Consider the following 16,427-nt stretch of genomic DNA (forward strand, 5'->3'; position numbering starts at 1 on the left):
TCAGACGCCGCTGACCCGTGCGCCCGCGCGATCGTCGGCGTCGTCGTAGGCGCGCGCCGTCCGGTATGCGGCGTCACCGGTCGCCGATGCCCGGTCCCGCAACGCTGCGACGCCGCGCGCCTCGTGCGCCACGGCTTCGGCCAGCGCCGCGAGGAACGGCTCGCCGACCGGACCGAACGCTGGCGCCGACGTGGGGGCGCTCGCGAGTTTCGAAGCGATGGCGGCGAGTTCGTCGGCGTGCGCGGAGTTCGCCGCGGCCAGGTTGCGGATGGCGTCCGTATCGGCGTGCATGTCGTTAGGACGCGGCGCGACGGACCTCGGTTCCCGTTAAGGTCGGGCAATGGATGTGCGCGTCGTCGACCACCCGCTTGCGGCCGCACGACTGACCACATTGCGCGACGCCACAACCGACAACGCCGTCTTCCGGGCGGCCTTGCGAGACCTCACGCTGATGCTGGTGTACGAGGCGACCCGGGACGCCGCCGTCGAGACCATCCCGGTGCGCACCCCGCTGGCCGAGACCACCGGCTGCCGACTGGCCAACCCGCCGTTGCTCGTCCCTGTGCTGCGGGCCGGTCTGGGCATGGTCGACCAGGCGCACGTGCTGATCCCCGAGGCGCGCGTCGGCTTCGTCGGTGTCGCCCGCAACGAGCAAACCCATCAACCGACGCCGTATCTGGAGTCGCTGCCCGACGACCTGAGCACCCAGCCGGTGATCGTGCTCGACCCGATGCTGGCGACCGGCGGTTCGATGCTGCACACGGTCGAGTTGCTGCATTCGCGCAACGCCGTCGACATCACGGCGATCTGCGTCGTCGTCGCACCGGAAGGCTTGGCCGCGCTGGAGAAGGCGGCGCCGAACGTCCGGCTGGTCACCGCCACCATCGACGAATGCCTCAACGACATCGCCTACATCGTGCCCGGCCTCGGCGACGCGGGGGACCGCCAGTTCGGCCCGCGCTAGAACCGCGAGCAGAGGCCGGCCAACTCGTCCTGCACCCGCCGGGCCCGCTCCCGCGCTGCCGCCAGATCGGCGACGTCGCTGCTGCGTACCTCGATGTAGGACTTGACCTTTGGCTCGGTACCCGAGGGGCGCACCACCACCCGCACCGCGATGTCATCGCCACCGCCGGTCAGGATCAGCGCGTCGGTACCGTCATCGGGCTCCAGATCGGTGACGGTCACCTCGTATCCGCCGAGGCGGTCGGGTGGCGTCTCACGCAGGCGTGTCATCACCGCGTTCGCCTCCTGTGCGTCCTCGACGGGCCGCGAAACCGCCGTCGTGGTGTGCACGCCGTGGCGGCGGGCCAGGTCGTCGAGCGCGTCGAGCAGTGTGTGCCCGCGGTCGCGCAGCGCCGCAATCAGATCGCAGACCAACACCGCCGCGCTGATGCCGTCCTTGTCGCGCACCGCGGACGGATCGACGCAGTGGCCGATCGCCTCCTCGTATGCGTACACCAACGTGCAGCCCGGCAGGTCGACGTCCGCCCGCGACAACCACTTGAAGCCGGTGGGCGTTTCGACGTGACGCGCCCCTTGCTCCCGCGCGATCGCCGCCAGCATGCGCGACGACACCAGCGAACTGGCCACCACCGTGGATTCGGTCACCGCCCCGGGTTCGACCTGCGACAAGATGTAATCGCCCAGCAGCCAACCGGTTTCGTCACCTGAGAGCATGCGCCAACCGTCCGGCGTCGGAACACCGACCGCGCACCGGTCGGCGTCGGGATCCAACGCGATCGCGACCTCGGCGTCGACGTCGGCGGCCAGTTTCAGCACCGCTTCGACGGCCTCGGATTCCTCCGGGTTCGCCGAGGTCACCGTGGGGAAGTCGGCGTCGGGCGCGAACTGGTCTTCTACAACATGCACGTCGGAGAAGCCGGCGCGCACGAACGCGTCGAGGGCGAACTCCCCGCCGACGCCGTGCAGAGGGGTGAACGCGACCCGCACCGAACCGTGGGTGTGCCGGACATTCGCGGCGCGTTCGACGTAGCGCTGCACTTCGTCGACGCCACCCGGCGTCACCGCCTGGCGCGGGATCTCGTCGGCGTGCGGCGCCTCGGCCATGGCCTGCTCGATCTCGCGGTCGGTCGGCGAGATGATCGGGAAGCCGCCGCCGAAGAACACCTTGAAGCCGTTGTCGGACGGCGGATTGTGCGAGGCGGTGATCTGGATACCCGCGGCGGCCGGGCGGTGGCGCACGGCGAAGGCGACGATCGGCGTGGGCACGGCGGTGAAGAAGAGTGTGACGCGAAACCCGTGCGCAGCAAGGACTTCAGCGGCGGCCAGGGCGAACTCGTCGGACCCGTGCCGGGCGTCGCGGCCCACGATGACGTCCTGGCCGGACAGGCCCCGGTCCGTGAGCACCTTGGCGACCGCCCAGCTGGCGCGCAGCACGACGGCCAGGTTCATGCCGCTGGGGCCACCGCGCAGCGGTCCGCGCAAACCTGCGGTGCCGAACGTCAGTGGGTTTGCGAATCGCCGTTCGAGCTCTTCTTGTGAACACTCCGAGAGCTCGGCGGCGGTTTGGGGATCGGGATCGTGAGTGATCCACTCCTGCGCTGTACTTGTCGCCGGCGACGCAGTCATGGCGCTAGTGTGCCCACTTTCCTGTCGGCATATTCCAGCGACGCGGGTCGCCGTCAGAGCCGGGCGATGACCGCGGCGAGCAGCGCGCCCATTCGCGTCGCCGACCGGCGGCCCGCCTCCAACACCTCTTCGTGGTTCAGCGGGCGGCCCGTCATCCCCGCGGCGAGATTGGTCACCAGCGACACCCCGAGCACCTGCGCGCCCGCTTCACGCGCGGCGATGGTCTCGTGCACGGTCGACATGCCGACCAGGTCCGCGCCCAGCGTGCGCAGCATCCGGATCTCTGCGGGCGTCTCGTACTGCGGCCCCGCCAGCCCGGCGTAGACGCCGTCGGCCAGCGCGGGGTCGATCTCGCGAGCGATGCCGCGCAGTCGCGGCGAGTACGCCTCGACCATGTCGACGAACCGCGGCCCCACCAGCGGGGAGCGGCCCGTCAGGTTGAGGTGGTCGCTGATCAGCACCGGCTGGCCCACCGCGAACTCCTCCCGCAGACCACCGGCGGCGTTGGTCAGCACCACCGTGTGCACGCCGCTCGCGCAGGCGGCACGCACCGCATGCACGACGTGGCGCAGGTCGTGGCCCTCGTAGCCGTGGATGCGGCCCACGAACACCAACACCCGGTGGTCGGCGACGCGCATCGACAACAACTGGCCGCCGTGTCCCTCGGCGGCCGGCGGGGTGAACCCCGGCAATTCGGCGACCGGGACCACCGCCACCGGGTCACCCAGCGGTTCGACGGCCGGTGCCCAGCCCGAACCCAGGACGACCGCGACGTCGTGGCGGTCGACGCCGGTGCGCTCGGCGATGGCGGCCGCCGATTCGGCAGTCAGGGCCTGCGCATCGGTCACAGTGCGCGAGCTTATCTGTCGGTCCCGGCGCGCGGCCGCAGTGAGATACTGCCAAGATGCCAGCACTCACCGCGTCGGACGCCGTCGAAGACGCCGTCAACCGACGCCGTGGCGATCTGGTCGAGCTGTCGCACTCCATCCACGCCGAACCCGAACTCGCATTCGCCGAACACCGCAGCTGTGCCAAGACGCAGGCCCTGGTGGCCGAGTACGGGTTCGCCGTCGCGCATGCGCCCGGCGGGTTGGAGACCGCGTTCCGCGCCGTCTACGGCAGCGGGCCGCTCGTCATCGGGGTGTGCGCCGAATACGACGCGCTGCCGGGCATCGGGCACGCCTGCGGACACAACATCATTGCCGCGTCCGCGGTCGGCACCGCGCTGGCACTCGCGGAGGTGGCCGACCAGCTGGGGCTGACGGTCGTGCTGCTCGGCACCCCGGCCGAGGAGGCCGGCGGAGGAAAGGTGCTGATGCTGAACGCCGGCGCGTTCGACGACATCGCGGCGTCGGTGATGCTGCACCCCGGCCCGCTCGATATCGCCCGCGCGCGCTCACTCGCGCTCTCGCAGGTCGCGATCCGGTACGAGGGCAGGGAAGCGCACGCCGCGGTCGCGCCGTACCTCGGCCTCAACGCCGTCGACGCGATCACCGTCGCGCAGGTGGCGATCGGGCTGCTGCGCCAGCAGATGGCGCCCGGTCAGATGGCGCACGGCATCGTCACCGACGGCGGCCAGGCCACCAACGTCATCCCCGCGCGCGCCGAGATGCAGTTCACGATGCGGGCCAACGACGCCGCCTCGCTGCGGGAACTCGAACAACGGATGGCCGACTGCTTCCTGGCCGGCGCTGTGGCGACCGGCTGCAGCCACGAGGTCACCGAGACCGAACCCAGCTACCTCGAGCTGACCCCGGACACCTGGCTGGCGGAGACGTTCCGCGCCGAGATGCAGCGGCTGGGCCGCGAGCCGGTGCCCGCCGACGTCGAGGCCGCGCTGCCGCTGGGCAGCACCGACATGGGCAACGTCACCCAGGTGATGCCCGGAATCCATCCGATCGTCGGCATCGATGCGGGCGGCGCGTCGGTGCACCAGCCGGCGTTCGCGACGGCCGCGGCCGGGCCCAGCGCGGACAAGGCCGTCATCGAGGGCGCGATCATGCTGGCCCGCACCGCCGTGCGGTTGGCCGAAACGCCGCACGAGCGCGACCGGGTGATGGAGTCACAGGCGAGGCGGGCGTCGTGAGCGTGCTGCCCCACGCCGCCGCGCGGTGGCTCTCGGCCCACTACGACGACCTCGTCGAGTGGCGCCGCCACATTCACATGCACCCCGAGCTGGGCCGGCAGGAGTTCGCCACCACGCAGTTCGTCGCGTCCCGGCTGGCCGACGCGGGCCTGAACCCGAAGGTGCTGCCCGGTGGAACGGGCTTGACGTGCGACTTCGGTCCCGAACACGGACCTCGAATCGCGTTGCGCGCCGACATGGACGCGCTCCCGATGGCCGACCGCACCGGCGCGCCGTACGCGTCGCTGGTGCCGAACGTCTCGCACGCCTGCGGGCACGACGCGCACACCGCGATCCTGCTGGGCGCCGCCCTGGCATTGGCGTCCGTGCCCGAACTCCCGGTCGGGGTGCGGCTGATCTTCCAGGCCGCCGAGGAGCTGATGCCGGGCGGGGCGATCGACGCGATCGCCGCGGGCGCGCTGACCGGGGTGTCCCGGATCTTCGCGCTGCACTGCGATCCGCGGCTGGCCGTGGGCAAGGTCGCGATGCGGGCCGGACCGATCACGTCGGCCGCCGATCAGCTCGAGGTGACGCTGCACTCGCCGGGCGGTCACACCTCACGACCGCATCTCACCGGTGACCTGGTCTACGGGCTGGGCACGCTGATCACCGGTGTGCCGGGGGTGTTGTCGCGCCGCATCGACCCCCGCAACAGCACCGTGATGGTGTGGGGTGCGGTCAATGCGGGCGTCGCCGCCAACGCCATCCCGCAGACCGGCACGCTGGCCGGCACCATCCGCACCGCCAGCCGCGACACCTGGGAGATGCTGGAATCCATTGTGCGCGAGTCTGTTTCGTCGTTACTCGCGCCGCTCGGTATTGAGTACAGCCTGCAGTACCGCCGCGGGGTGCCGCCGGTGGTAAACGAGGAGATCTCGACGCGCATCCTGACCCACGCGATCGAAGCGATCGGACCCGACGTGCTGGCCGACACCCGGCAGTCCGGCGGCGGCGAGGACTTCTCGTGGTATCTGGAGGAAGTGCCGGGTGCGATGGCGCGCCTGGGCGTGTGGACGGGCCGCGGCCCCCAGTTGGATTTGCACCAGCCGACGTTCGACCTCGACGAGCGGGCGCTGGCGGTAGGGGTGCGGGTGCTGGTCAACATCATCGACCAGGCCGCCCAGTTCTAACTTTCCTTCTCCCGCGAGTGACCGTGTTTGCGCCCGACACGCCGGTTCTCGCGAACACTCGGCGGCCGTCCCCGACTCCGTGTGGGCCCACGCCAGAGTTGATCGTCCACAATTTGACCTTCATCCACAGCTTGGCCACACGGCCTATCGGCGCGGCCGCTCGTCGCTGACGATCAGCGCTGTGAACCGACAATTGACAGAACTTTTCGATACGCAGGGTGGGCTCGCCACGAGTGCCCAGATCCTGCAACACATGACGAGACGCGGCTTCGACTCAGCACTCGAATCCGGTCACTTGCAACGGCTTTGGCCAGGGGTCTACTGCATTGGCGAACCGGATGACGCGATGCGGCTGCGCGGGCTCGATTTTCGCTGTGGCACTCCGGTGGCCGCGTGTCTGCACACCGCAGCGGCGATCCATGGCTTCGATATCGAAGAGCCCGCCGATCTTCATGTGCTCAGCCCGCCGGGTTCACGATTGCGATCGACCGACGGCATGAAAGTCCATCGACGCGAGGGTGCGCCGCTGACCGTCGTCGACGGCAGGCCGGTCACCGCGGCGGCGTGGACGGCGGTGGAGGTGGCCCGTTCGCAGCGTCGACCGAGGGCATTGGCCACGTTGGATGCCGCGCTGCGCAGCGGTTCAGTGAATCGGACCGAGCTGTGGCGTGCGGCCGTCGAGCAGGCCGGCCGGCGCGGCATCGTCGCCGTTCGCGACCTGATCACGTTGGCCGACGCCCGCTCGGAATCACCGATGGAGAGCGAAGCGCGGCTCGCGATGATCGACGGTGGCCTGCCGACCCCGGAGCTGCAGTACGAGCTCATCGACGGGAATGGGCAGCTTCGTCGCGTCGATTTCGCCTGGCCGGCCTACCGGGTGGCCGTCGAGTACGACGGTCTGGACTGGCACAGCAGCGCCGAGGCGCTACGGCGCGACCGTCGCCGAACGGCTGCACTCCTCGACGTCAGATGGGTGGTCATTGCGATCGTCTTCGAGGATGTTCGGTACCGGTCGAGGGAGCTCGTTGCTCGCATCGACAACCAGTTGCGTCGCGCTCGCGCGGCGTGAGCGACCGCGAAATGCGCGCGAATTACGGCGTGTCGGCGTACAGACGCGGTCGCTCGCGGAAACTCGCGGAACTTCGCGTGGGCCCACGCGGAAACTCGCGGAAAAGAGTCAGCCGCTGGTGCCCGGGCCGATGTTGCGCGCCGGGCGAGTTCGTAGGTTGTGCACGTAATCCGCTGGGGCGCCGGCGACTTCGGCGGCGTCGGCCACCACGCCGAGATAGCGTGCCGACGGCAGACCACCCTCCCACGCGTCGACCACGTACAGCCACGCCAGCACCGGCTCGAAACTGGTGTCCGACGAGATGCGGTGCACCCGGCAGCGGATCTTCTTGTGAAAGCCCAGTTCCGAGCCTTCCCAGCGGTCGAGGTTCTCCTCGTCCTCCTTGGTCACGTCGTAGAGCACGACGAACACCTTCGATGTCGGATCCTCGACGACCGTGGCGAGCGCGCCCTCCCAGCCGATGTCCTCCCCGCCGAACGTCAGACGCCAGCCGTGCAGCCACCCCGTCCCCGCCATCGGGGAATGGGGCGCGCGCTGCAACATCTGCTCCGGATCCATGTTCGATCCGTACGCGGCATAGAGCGGCACCAGGAAAGACTAGCTGGGTTCGCGCACAGGCTGCGCGATCAACCATCCGCTTCGTTAGGTTGGGGTCGTGGCAACCCGCATCGTGATCATCGGCGGCGGGCCCGCCGGTTATGAGGCGGCATTGGTCGCCGCGGCACGAGGACCCGAAGTTGCCGAGGTCACCGTCGTCGACTCCGACGGCATCGGCGGGGCGTGCGTGCTGTGGGACTGCGTCCCGTCCAAGACGTTCATCGCGTCGACGGGCGTGCGCACCGAGCTGCGTCGTGCGCCGGACCTGGGCTATGCGCTCGAGTTCGAGGACGCCAAGATCTCGCTGCGGAAGATCAACGAGCGGGTCAAGCGGCTGGCTGCCGCCCAGTCCGCCGACATCGCCGAGCGGTTGCGCAACGACGGCGTGACGCTGATCGCCGGCCGGGGTGAGCTGGTCGACGACATGCCGGGCATGGCCAGGCACACCGTCAAGATCACCGCGCACGACGGCACCGTCAGCACGATCGACGCCGACGTCGTGCTGATCGCCACCGGAGCCAGCCCCCGGGTGCTGCCCGGCGCCGAACCCGACGGCGAACGCGTTCTGAACTGGCGCCAGCTCTACGACCTCGAGGAACTGCCCGAGCATCTGGTGGTCGTCGGCTCCGGGGTGACCGGCGCGGAGTTCGTCAACGCCTACACCGAACTCGGCGTCAAGGTGACGGTGGTGGCCAGCCGCGACCAGATCCTTCCCCACGAGGACTCCGACGCCGCCGCGGTGCTCGAGGACGCGCTGGGTTCGCGCGGGGTGACGCTGGTCAAGAACGCCCGCGCCGACCAGGTGAGCCGTACCGACGACGGTGTCGTGGTCAAGATGACCGACGGTAGATGCGTCGAGGGCAGCCATGCGTTGATGACGGTCGGCTCGGTGCCCAACACGGCGGGCCTGGGCCTCGAGCGGGTCGGCATCGACCTCGGGCCGGGGGACTATCTGAAGGTCGACCGGGTCTCACGCACCACCGTGCCGGGCATCTACGCCGCGGGGGACTGCACCGGGCTGATGTTGCTGGCCTCGGTGGCCGCCATGCAGGGCCGCATCGCGATGTACCACGTGCTCGGCGAAGGACTCGAGCCGATCCGGCTGCGCACCGTGGCCGCCGCGGTGTTCACCCGGCCCGAGATCGCGGCGGTCGGGGTGCCCCAATCCAAGATCGACGACGGGTCGGTGGCTGCGCGCACGATCATGTTGCCGCTGAACACCAACGCCAGGGCCAAGATGTCGAGTTTGCGGCGCGGCTTCGTGAAGATCTTCTGCCGTCCCGCGACCGGGGTGGTGATCGGCGGGGTCGTGGTGGCACCGATCGCCTCGGAGCTGATCATGCCGATCGCCTTGGCGGTGCAGAACGGCAACGACGTCGAGGATCTGGCGCAGACGTTCTCGGTGTACCCGTCGCTGTCGGGGTCGATCACCGAGGCGGGCCGGCGGTTGATGGCGCACGACGATCTGGACTGAACCCACGTAGCCTTGGGACGGACGAACGTACCCACCAGTAACTAGGAGTCCATTCCGGTGAGCGATCCGATCCCGGCCAACGGGCAGACGCTTCTGGGCCCCGAGCAGCGGGCCGAGGCCTGGGAGCGGCTCGGCAGCGAGCAGTTCGACGTCGTGGTGATCGGCGGGGGCGTCGTCGGGGCGGGCGCCGCGCTGGATGCAGCGACGCGCGGGCTCAAGGTCGCCCTCGTCGAGGCCCGTGACTTCGCATCGGGGACGTCGAGCCGGTCGTCGAAGATGTTTCACGGCGGCCTGCGTTACCTGGAGCAGCTGGAGTTCGGGCTGGTGCGCGAGGCGCTGCACGAGCGGGAACTGTCGCTGACGACGTTGGCGCCGCACCTGGTCAAACCGCTGCCTTTCCTGTTCCCACTGACCAACAGGTGGTGGGAGCGCTCGTACGTGGCCGCGGGCATCTTCCTCTACGACCAGCTCGGTGGCGCGAAATCCGTTCCGGCGCAGAAGCATCTGACGAAGTCCGGAGCCCTTCGGCTGGCGCCGGGCCTCAAGCGGTCGTCGCTGATCGGCGGGATCCGCTACTACGACACCGTGGTCGACGACGCGCGCCACACCATGACCGTGGCCCGCACGGCCGCGCACTACGGGGCGGTGGTGCGGACCTCGACGCAGGTGGTGGCGTTGCTTCGCGAAGGCGACCGGGTCACGGGCGTGGAGGTCCGCGATTCCGAGACCGGTGCGGTGACCGAGGTGCTCGGACACGTCGTGGTCAACGCCACCGGTGTCTGGACCGATGAGATCCAGGCATTGTCGAAGCAGCGCGGACGATTTCGCGTGCGGGCCTCCAAAGGCGTACACATCGTGGTGCCCCGCGACCGGATCGTCAGCGAGGTCGCGATCATCCTGCGCACCGAGAAGTCGGTGCTGTTCGTGATCCCGTGGGGCACGCATTGGATCATCGGCACCACCGACACGGACTGGAACCTGGACCTGGCGCACCCCGCGGCGACGAAGGTCGACATCGACTACATCCTCGAGAACGTCAACAAGGTGCTCGCGACGCCGCTGACCCACGACGACATCGACGGTGTGTACGCCGGGTTGCGCCCCCTGCTGGCAGGGGAGAGCGAGGAGACGTCGAAGCTTTCGCGCGAGCATGCGGTGGCGGTGCCGGCGCCGGGCCTGGTGGCGATCGCCGGAGGAAAGTACACGACGTACCGGGTGATGGGGGAGGACGCCATCGACGCTGCCGCGGAGTACATTCCGGCGCGGGTGGCGCGGTCGATCACCGAAAAGGTGCCGCTGATGGGCGCCGACGGATACTTCGCGCTGATCAACCAGACCGAAAGCGTCGGCGCGCATTACGACCTGCACCCGTACCGGGTGCGCCACCTGCTGGACCGGTACGGCTCGCTGATCGGCGAGGTACTGCAGATGGCCAGAGAACAGGCCGGGGTGCGACCCGACCTACTGGATCCGATCACCGAAGCGCCGGTGTACCTCAAGGTCGAGGCGTGGTACGCCGCGGCTGCCGAGGGCGCGTTGCATCTGGAGGACATCCTGGCGCGGCGGATGAGGATCTCGATCGAGTATCCGCACCGCGGAGTGGACTGCGCGCGTGAGGTCGCCGAAGTTGTTGCGCCGGTGCTGGGTTGGAGCGCCGAGGACGTCGACCGTGAAGTGGCGACGTACCTGGCGCGGGTCGAGGCGGAGGTGCGCTCGCAGCAGGAACCCGACGACGAGTCGGCCGACGCGTTACGGGCGGCAGCGCCGGAGGCGCGCGCCGAGATCCTCGAACCGGTGCCGCTCACTTGAGACGTATGCCGCCGTTGCCGGTGCGTGACGGGCTGGGTCCGGCGCGGGTGCGGCTGCGTGGCGGGGCGGTGCTGGTCGAGTTGGCCTCTCGGTTCGGCGAGGCAGCCGCCACCAAAGTGTTTGCGGGCGAGGTGGTTACGGCTGGCGGTGACGTCGTGACGGCGGGTACGGTGCTGCCGCCGGGTGCGTTCGTGTACCTGTACCGGGATCTGCGCGACGAGGTGCCGGTGCCGTTCGACATTCCCGTGATGTATCGCGACGACGACATCGTGGTGGTCGACAAGCCGCACTTCCTGGCGACGATGCCGCGGGGCCGCCACGTGGCGCAGACGGCGACGGTGCGGTTACGGCGAGAACTCGACCTGCCGGAGTTGTCGCCGGCGCATCGGTTGGACCGGTTGACCGCGGGCGTGCTGTTGTTCACGACGCGGCGCGAGGCGCGGGGCACCTATCAGACGATGTTCGCCCGCGGTGAGGTGCGAAAGACGTACCTGGCGCGGGCCGGTGTCGACCCGTCACTCGAGTTCCCGATGGTGGTGCGCAGTCGCATCGTCAAGCGGCGCGGGCAGTTACAGGCGATAGAAGAGCCCGGTGACCCGAATGCGGAAACTTGCGTGGAGCACGTTGGCAATGGGCTTTATCGACTGACCCCGCGGACCGGGCGGACGCATCAGCTGCGGGTCCATATGGCGTCGCTGGGGCTGCCGATCGTCAACGACCCGTTGTACCCGGACGTGCTCGACGTTGCGCCAGACGACTTCTCACGGCCACTGCAACTGCTGGCGCACAGCATCGAGTTCGTGCACCCGGAGACCGGGCGGTCACACGAGTTCACGAGCCGTCGCGCGCTGTGACTCAGCGCCGCGGGTCCGGAGGGGCCACCTGTGCGCCCGCCGCGATCACTGCGCGGTTGCGTTCGGCGACCGTTCGCAGCGTCATCTTGACCAACCACCGGTCGTAGGTCATGAAGCCGTTGACCTCGTTCTCGACGTCGGTGGTCTGGGTGTAGATCGCGCCGGACAGACCGCCCCTGCGGACCGCTTCTTCCAGGTCGCGGCTCACCTCGACGTAGCGCTGCGTCAAACGCGCTCGGTTGTCGGCCATTTCGTAGGCCTGCGGTTTGCCCGGCCAGCGGTTCCCGTCGGGCACCAACCCGAGGCCGCCGTACTCACCGTCGACCACCACCCGGTGTTCGAGCGGCACCGGACGATCGCCGAGCATCGTCCTCTCGTCGCGTGGGGTCGCCGGATTGTCGTGCAGCACCGGACGGCCCGGGCCGACATAGGTGTGGTCGTCGTAGACGTCGCCGGCCCTGCTGTCGGGCCGCGACTTGCAACAGTTCACCCCACTGCTGGCGTTGACCATCCGCGTCGGGTCCGCGGTCTTGGCCACGTGCGCGATTCTGGCGGTGTCGTACTCACCCCAGCCCTCGTTGAACGTGACCCAGCCGACGATCGAAGTGACGCTGCGCAACTGATCGATCATCTCGACGAGTTCACGTTCGAAGTTCGCTTTCGCCTCCGGCGGCGGATCCGGCGCCGGACCGACCGGGACGTCGAGGGACACGTTCAGCGACGGCATGTCCTGCCACACCAGCAGGCCGAGCTTGTCCGCCCAGTAGTACCAGCGCGCCGGTTCCACCTTCGCGTGCTTACGGACGAAGTTCATGCCGAGCGCCTTGGTGCGCTCGAGGTCGAACCTCAGCGCGTCGTCGGTGGGCGCGGTGTAGATGCCGTCGGGCCAATAGCCTTGGTCCAGCGGCCCGTGCAGGAAAGTGATCTTGTTGTTCAACGCGATTCGCGGCCGGCCCTGCGGATCCCGCACCGTGCTGATCGTGCGCAGGCCGCCGTAGCTGCTGACCTCGTCGACGACCTTTCCCGACGGGCTGACGAGCCGGACCTCGAGGTCGTACAGGTAGGGGTCGTCGGGCGTCCACAAGCGCGGCTTCGGCACCTGCACACGCACCGGCTTGCCGGGTTCGGCCGACGAACGGGCCAGCGTCGCACCGTCCGGGACGGAGACGATCACCTCGGCCCGTTCATCGGTGGTTCCGGATACCCGCGGTGTGACGGTGAAGCCGGTCAAATCCGGTGTGATGTCGAGCTTTTCGATGTGTGCGGCGCGGACCGGTTCCATCCACACGGTCTGCCAGATGCCCGACGCGCCGGTGTAGAACAGACCTTCGGGATCGTTGCGCTGCTTGCCGACGGCGAACGGGCCGTCTTCGTTGCGGTCCTCGGCGCGCACGACGATCTCCTGCGTCCCCGTCCACTTCAGCGCATCGGTGATGTCCGCGCTGAACGCGGTGAAACCACCCTCGTGGTGGGCCACGCGCCGGTTGTTCACCCAGACGGTGGCGGTCTGATCGACCGCGCCGAAGTGCAGCAGCACCCGCTGCCCCCGCCAGGTGCCCGGCAGCTCGAAGACCTTGCGGTACCACATCTGGTCGTCGTGCCGCTTGATCCCCGACAGCGCCGACTCCGTCGGGTAGGGCACCAGGATCTTCTCGTCGTAGTCGTCGGCCGACGGTGGTGTCGTCATCGCGGCGTCGCCGGAGCGCCCGGTGTAGGCCCACACGCCGTTGAGGTTCAGCCAGCGTGCCCGCGCCATCTGCGGCCGGGGGTACTCGGGCAGCGCGTTGTTCGGGCCGACCAGATGCGACCAGGGAGTCGACAGGGCCGGGCTCTGCCGCTGCCATGCCTCTGCCGCGTTGGCCGGCGGCGCACCCAGGATCGCGATGCCCGCCACCAGGGCGATGGGTACCGCGGCCATTCGGCGCAGTGCCTCGTGCACGCGGTGCCGCTTGTTGGACGGCTCGGTGTTCGCGGCCACGACTAGTCCCCCCTGCTGGAAACCCGTTGACGAAATGCGGTTGTGGTGCAGTACACCGTCACCGCCTGGCAAACCTAGTCGGCGGTGAGCCATGGAAGAATCCGGTGTTTCCCTATACTTCGCATCAGCGCGCTGGACGAACGTCTGTGTTCAGGCGCCGGCGAGCTGACAGAGACATGGATCGAGATCGCAAGGATGCACGATTGCTGTTGCGACACAGTGGAGCTGCGAAGTCGGGATGCGCGCCGAGCCTAGCATCTTGCTATGTCGGACGCCACTCGCGAAGAGGGCCGGCTCACCGATGCGCCGCCTCGCCGAGAACCGAGAATGCGGCCCAGTGCCGGATCGGTATATCGGTTGAGAGCAAACGTCGAGTAGACGAGCTCAGCAGTTTGTCGGAGCACCCGTTCGGCAGCGGATGCGGCCACCGTACAGGGCGGGATGTTCACCGGCGCCCAACGTCAACGTGTGCGCGAACGTGGGGCGACGGGTCAGCATCAGCGGTTGCATCTGACAGCGGGTTCGCATCGACGCTCTGATTGACTGACGGCCGTGGACCGCACTTCATTCGACCGTCTCTTCGACATGACCGACCGCGCCGTGATCGTCACGGGCGGCACTAGGGGAATCGGCCTCGCACTCGCCGAGGGTTTCGCGCTTGCCGGCGCCCGCGTCGTGGTCGCCAGCCGTAAGCCCGACGCCTGCGAGCAGGCCGCGCAGCATCTACGCGGTCTCGGCGGCCAGGCCATCGGTGTGCCGACCCACCTCGGCGACGTCGACGCGCTGGAGTCGCTCGTGGCGCGGACCGTCGACGAGTTCGGCGTCGTCGACGTCGTGGTCAACAACGCCGCCAATGCGCTGGCGCAACCACTCGGCGAGATGACCGCCGAGGCGTTGGCGAAGTCTTATGAGGTCAACCTGCGCGGTCCGGTGTTCCTCGTGCAGGCGGCGTTGCCCTATCTCAAGGCCAGCACCAAAGCCTCTGTGATCAACATGGTTTCGGTCGGGGCGTTCAACTTCTCGGCAATGACCTCGATCTACTCCTCCAACAAGGCAGCGCTGATGTCGTTCACCCGGTCGATGGCCGCGGAGTACGCGTCCTCGGGTATCCGGGTGAACGCGATCGCGCCCGGCCCCGTCGACACCGACATGATGCGCAACAACCCGCAAGAGGTGATCGACGGGATGGCCCGCAGCACCCTGCTGAAGCGGCTGGCCTCGCCGGACGAGATGGTCGGCACCGCACTGCTGCTGGCCTCCGACGCGGGCAGCTACATCACCGGCACGGTCGTCATCGTGGACGGCGGCGGAACGCCTCGCTAGCTTCGCGCATCTCGCCGCTGGTCGAGGACAGGATCTGGCTGCGGTTCTCCAGGTGCAGTGCCGCTTCCAGGCTCGACGCCTCGAGGTTCGCCCACAGCACCTGCTTGGTCGACTCCACTCCGAACTTGCCGTACCCGCACAGTGTTTCGGCGATGGCGAGGGCGTCGTCGACGACCGATCCCTCGGAAGACACCCGCGACACCAGGCCGAGCCGCAACGCTTCGGGCGTGTCGACCGCACGCGCGGTGAGGATGAGGTCGAACGCGGGGCCGGCGCCGATGATCCGTGGAAGCGTGTAGCTGACCCCGATGTCGCAGCCACCCAGGCCGAGCTTGATGAACTGCGTGCAGAACCGGGCGGATTCGGCGGCGATGCGGATGTCGCAGGCGAGCGCGATCCCCATTCCGCCCCCGTACGCCACGCCGTTGACCGCGGCGATCACGGGTTGGCGCAGCCGGTGGATCCGCGCGGTCAGGTCGGCGATGCGCTCCTGCCACCGCATACCCGAGCGGGGAAACTCCGTTCCGTCGCCGGCCTTGTCGGGGTTCGGGTCGGTCAGGTCCAGGCCGGAGCAGAAACCGCGCCCGGCCCCGGTGAGGACGACGACCCGGCAGTCGTTGTCCGCGCCGATCCGCTCGAGGGTGGCGTGCAGATCCTCGACGAGGTCGTAGGACAGCGCGTTGAGCTTCTCGGGCCGGTTCAGCGTCAGCACGGCGATGTCGGGCCGGGGGTAGGTCAGTTCCAGATTCGGCATGCACACACGCTAAAGCGTGGCCGGTATCAGACGCTGCTGCGCCAGCCGGCGACGCCGACCGCGATCATTCGCAGTTGTTTGACGGCCACCCGTTTGATCTCGTCGAGCGCGGCCGGGTCGTGGGCGTCCTCGATGGCCTCGGCGATCACGATCATCGCGTTGACGAACAAGCTGGCCAGGATGTTGAGGTCCTCACTGCTCCAAGTGTTCAGGCCGGGAAAGCGCGCCAGGTCGATCGCCAACTCCGAGGTGATCAGGCGGATCTCGGTGCGGATCGCGTACCGCAGGACGGTGACTCCGCTGTTGCGTTCCCGGCCGATGAACCGCCAGTGCTCGCGCCGCTGGTTCACGCCGTCGATGAGGATGTCCACGCTGGACTCGATGACGCGCTTGGGGTCGAGTTTCCCTGCGCGTGCCCCGCGCAGCATCTCTCTGAGGCTGCGGAACGACTCGTCGATGAGGACGAGCCCGAGGGCTTCCATCGACTCGAAGTGCCGGTAGAACGCCGCGGGCACGATGCCCGCCTCACGGGTTACTTCGCGCAGGCTCAGCGCGGAGAAGCTTCGGTCCTCGAGCAACTTGAGCGCCGCAGCGACGATTGCGCGGCGGGTGGCTTCCTTGCGCTCCTCCCGCGTCAACGTCGCGGAATCCCGCGGGCGGGGCTTGCCCGATCGACCCGACCGGCTCGTTCGTGAGCTAGGCGTACGGCCGTTCACTATGTGAAA

The 16,427-nt window shown here is 68.7% G+C and carries 15 protein-coding genes; 8 read left to right on the forward strand and 7 right to left on the reverse strand.

The features are described 5' to 3' along the window. Positions 1-291: a type VII secretion target gene (locus AU185_RS05170; protein ID WP_059099445.1), complete on the reverse strand. Its 291-nt coding sequence runs from the start codon at positions 289-291 to the stop codon at positions 1-3. Positions 292-340: 49 nt separating this feature from the next. On the opposite strand from AU185_RS05170, the gene upp reads away from it, so the two are divergent. Further along, a complete protein-coding gene (gene upp, locus AU185_RS05175) occupies positions 341-964 on the forward strand; it encodes a uracil phosphoribosyltransferase (RefSeq protein ID WP_059099446.1) in 624 nt (207 codons plus the stop codon). Here upp and AU185_RS05180 read toward each other — a convergent pair. Together AU185_RS05180 and AU185_RS05185 are read right to left on the reverse strand one after the other, a co-directional pair. Then, on the reverse strand, positions 961-2,589 hold the full coding sequence (locus AU185_RS05180) for a phospho-sugar mutase (protein ID WP_059099447.1): 1,629 nt from the start codon (positions 2,587-2,589) through the stop codon (positions 961-963). The genes upp and AU185_RS05180 overlap by 4 nt on opposite strands. A 53-nt stretch (positions 2,590-2,642) precedes the next feature. Then, complete coding sequence (locus tag AU185_RS05185) at positions 2,643-3,437, reverse strand: purine-nucleoside phosphorylase (RefSeq protein ID WP_059099448.1); 795 nt, start codon at positions 3,435-3,437, stop codon at positions 2,643-2,645. A 56-nt stretch (positions 3,438-3,493) separates the two neighbouring features. Between AU185_RS05185 and AU185_RS05190 the strand changes: the two genes are divergently transcribed. The 3 genes from AU185_RS05190 (at position 3,494) to AU185_RS05200 (ending at position 6,913) form a co-directional block, all read left to right on the forward strand. Then, a complete protein-coding gene (locus AU185_RS05190; RefSeq protein WP_059099449.1) occupies positions 3,494-4,675 on the forward strand; it encodes a M20 family metallopeptidase in 1,182 nt (393 codons plus the stop codon). Further along, positions 4,672-5,844 carry an amidohydrolase gene (locus tag AU185_RS05195; protein ID WP_059099450.1) on the forward strand — a complete coding sequence of 391 codons (1,173 nt, stop codon included), beginning with the start codon at positions 4,672-4,674 and terminating at the stop codon, positions 5,842-5,844. The genes AU185_RS05190 and AU185_RS05195 overlap by 4 nt, the downstream gene beginning before the upstream one ends. Positions 5,845-6,025: 181 nt before the next feature. Continuing rightward, a complete protein-coding gene (locus tag AU185_RS05200; protein WP_059099451.1) occupies positions 6,026-6,913 on the forward strand; it encodes a type IV toxin-antitoxin system AbiEi family antitoxin in 888 nt (295 codons plus the stop codon). A gap of 108 nt (positions 6,914-7,021) precedes the next feature. On the opposite strand, the gene AU185_RS05205 is transcribed toward AU185_RS05200, so the two are convergent. Further along, positions 7,022-7,501, reverse strand: coding sequence for a gamma-glutamylcyclotransferase family protein (locus AU185_RS05205; RefSeq protein WP_059099452.1), 480 nt, complete (start codon positions 7,499-7,501; stop codon positions 7,022-7,024). 67 nt (positions 7,502-7,568) lie between these two features. Here AU185_RS05205 and AU185_RS05210 point away from each other — a divergent pair, with 67 nt between their 5' ends. The 3 genes from AU185_RS05210 to AU185_RS05220 are packed head-to-tail and all read left to right on the forward strand — an operon-like array spanning position 7,569 to position 11,647. Beyond that, a complete protein-coding gene (locus AU185_RS05210; protein WP_059099453.1) occupies positions 7,569-8,984 on the forward strand; it encodes an NAD(P)H-quinone dehydrogenase in 1,416 nt (471 codons plus the stop codon). A 57-nt stretch (positions 8,985-9,041) separates the two neighbouring features. Then, positions 9,042-10,793, forward strand: a complete 1,752-nt coding sequence (locus tag AU185_RS05215) for a glycerol-3-phosphate dehydrogenase/oxidase (RefSeq protein WP_059099454.1) — start codon at positions 9,042-9,044, stop codon at positions 10,791-10,793. A 5-nt stretch (positions 10,794-10,798) separates the two neighbouring features. After that, complete coding sequence (locus AU185_RS05220) at positions 10,799-11,647, forward strand: pseudouridine synthase (protein WP_059099455.1); 849 nt, start codon at positions 10,799-10,801, stop codon at positions 11,645-11,647. Between the two features lies 1 nt (position 11,648). Here the strand turns inward: AU185_RS05220 and AU185_RS05225 are convergent, their stop codons facing one another. Next, complete coding sequence (locus AU185_RS05225) at positions 11,649-13,565, reverse strand: glycoside hydrolase family 2 protein (protein ID WP_059099460.1); 1,917 nt, start codon at positions 13,563-13,565, stop codon at positions 11,649-11,651. A 612-nt stretch (positions 13,566-14,177) separates the two neighbouring features. On the opposite strand from AU185_RS05225, the gene AU185_RS05230 reads away from it, so the two are divergent. Next, positions 14,178-14,948, forward strand: coding sequence for an SDR family NAD(P)-dependent oxidoreductase (locus tag AU185_RS05230; RefSeq protein WP_059099074.1), 771 nt, complete (start codon positions 14,178-14,180; stop codon positions 14,946-14,948). Here the strand turns inward: AU185_RS05230 and AU185_RS05235 are convergent. Continuing rightward, positions 14,917-15,702, reverse strand: coding sequence for an enoyl-CoA hydratase/isomerase family protein (locus tag AU185_RS05235; RefSeq protein ID WP_059099073.1), 786 nt, complete (start codon positions 15,700-15,702; stop codon positions 14,917-14,919). The genes AU185_RS05230 and AU185_RS05235 overlap by 32 nt on opposite strands. A gap of 26 nt (positions 15,703-15,728) precedes the next feature. Beyond that, entirely contained in the window at positions 15,729-16,418 is a 690-nt protein-coding gene (locus tag AU185_RS05240) for a TetR family transcriptional regulator (protein ID WP_059099072.1), read from the reverse strand. Between the last annotated feature and the right edge of the window lie 9 nt (positions 16,419-16,427).

It is taken from the genome of Mycobacterium sp. GA-0227b (genome assembly GCF_001499855.1).
Classification (GTDB): domain Bacteria; phylum Actinomycetota; class Actinomycetes; order Mycobacteriales; family Mycobacteriaceae; genus Mycobacterium.

Coding starts and splice junctions, on each gene's coding strand:
- AU185_RS05180 (WP_059099447.1), bottom strand. CDS start 2,589: ATGACTGCGTCGCCGGCGACAAGTACAGCGCAGGAGTGGATCACTCAC.
- AU185_RS05190 (WP_059099449.1), top strand. CDS start 3,494: ATGCCAGCACTCACCGCGTCGGACGCCGTCGAAGACGCCGTCAACCGA.
- AU185_RS05225 (WP_059099460.1), bottom strand. CDS start 13,565: ATGGCCGCGGTACCCATCGCCCTGGTGGCGGGCATCGCGATCCTGGGT.
- upp (WP_059099446.1), top strand. CDS start 341: ATGGATGTGCGCGTCGTCGACCACCCGCTTGCGGCCGCACGACTGACC.
- AU185_RS05170 (WP_059099445.1), bottom strand. CDS start 291: ATGCACGCCGATACGGACGCCATCCGCAACCTGGCCGCGGCGAACTCC.
- AU185_RS05220 (WP_059099455.1), top strand. CDS start 10,799: ATGCCGCCGTTGCCGGTGCGTGACGGGCTGGGTCCGGCGCGGGTGCGG.
- AU185_RS05235 (WP_059099073.1), bottom strand. CDS start 15,702: ATGCCGAATCTGGAACTGACCTACCCCCGGCCCGACATCGCCGTGCTG.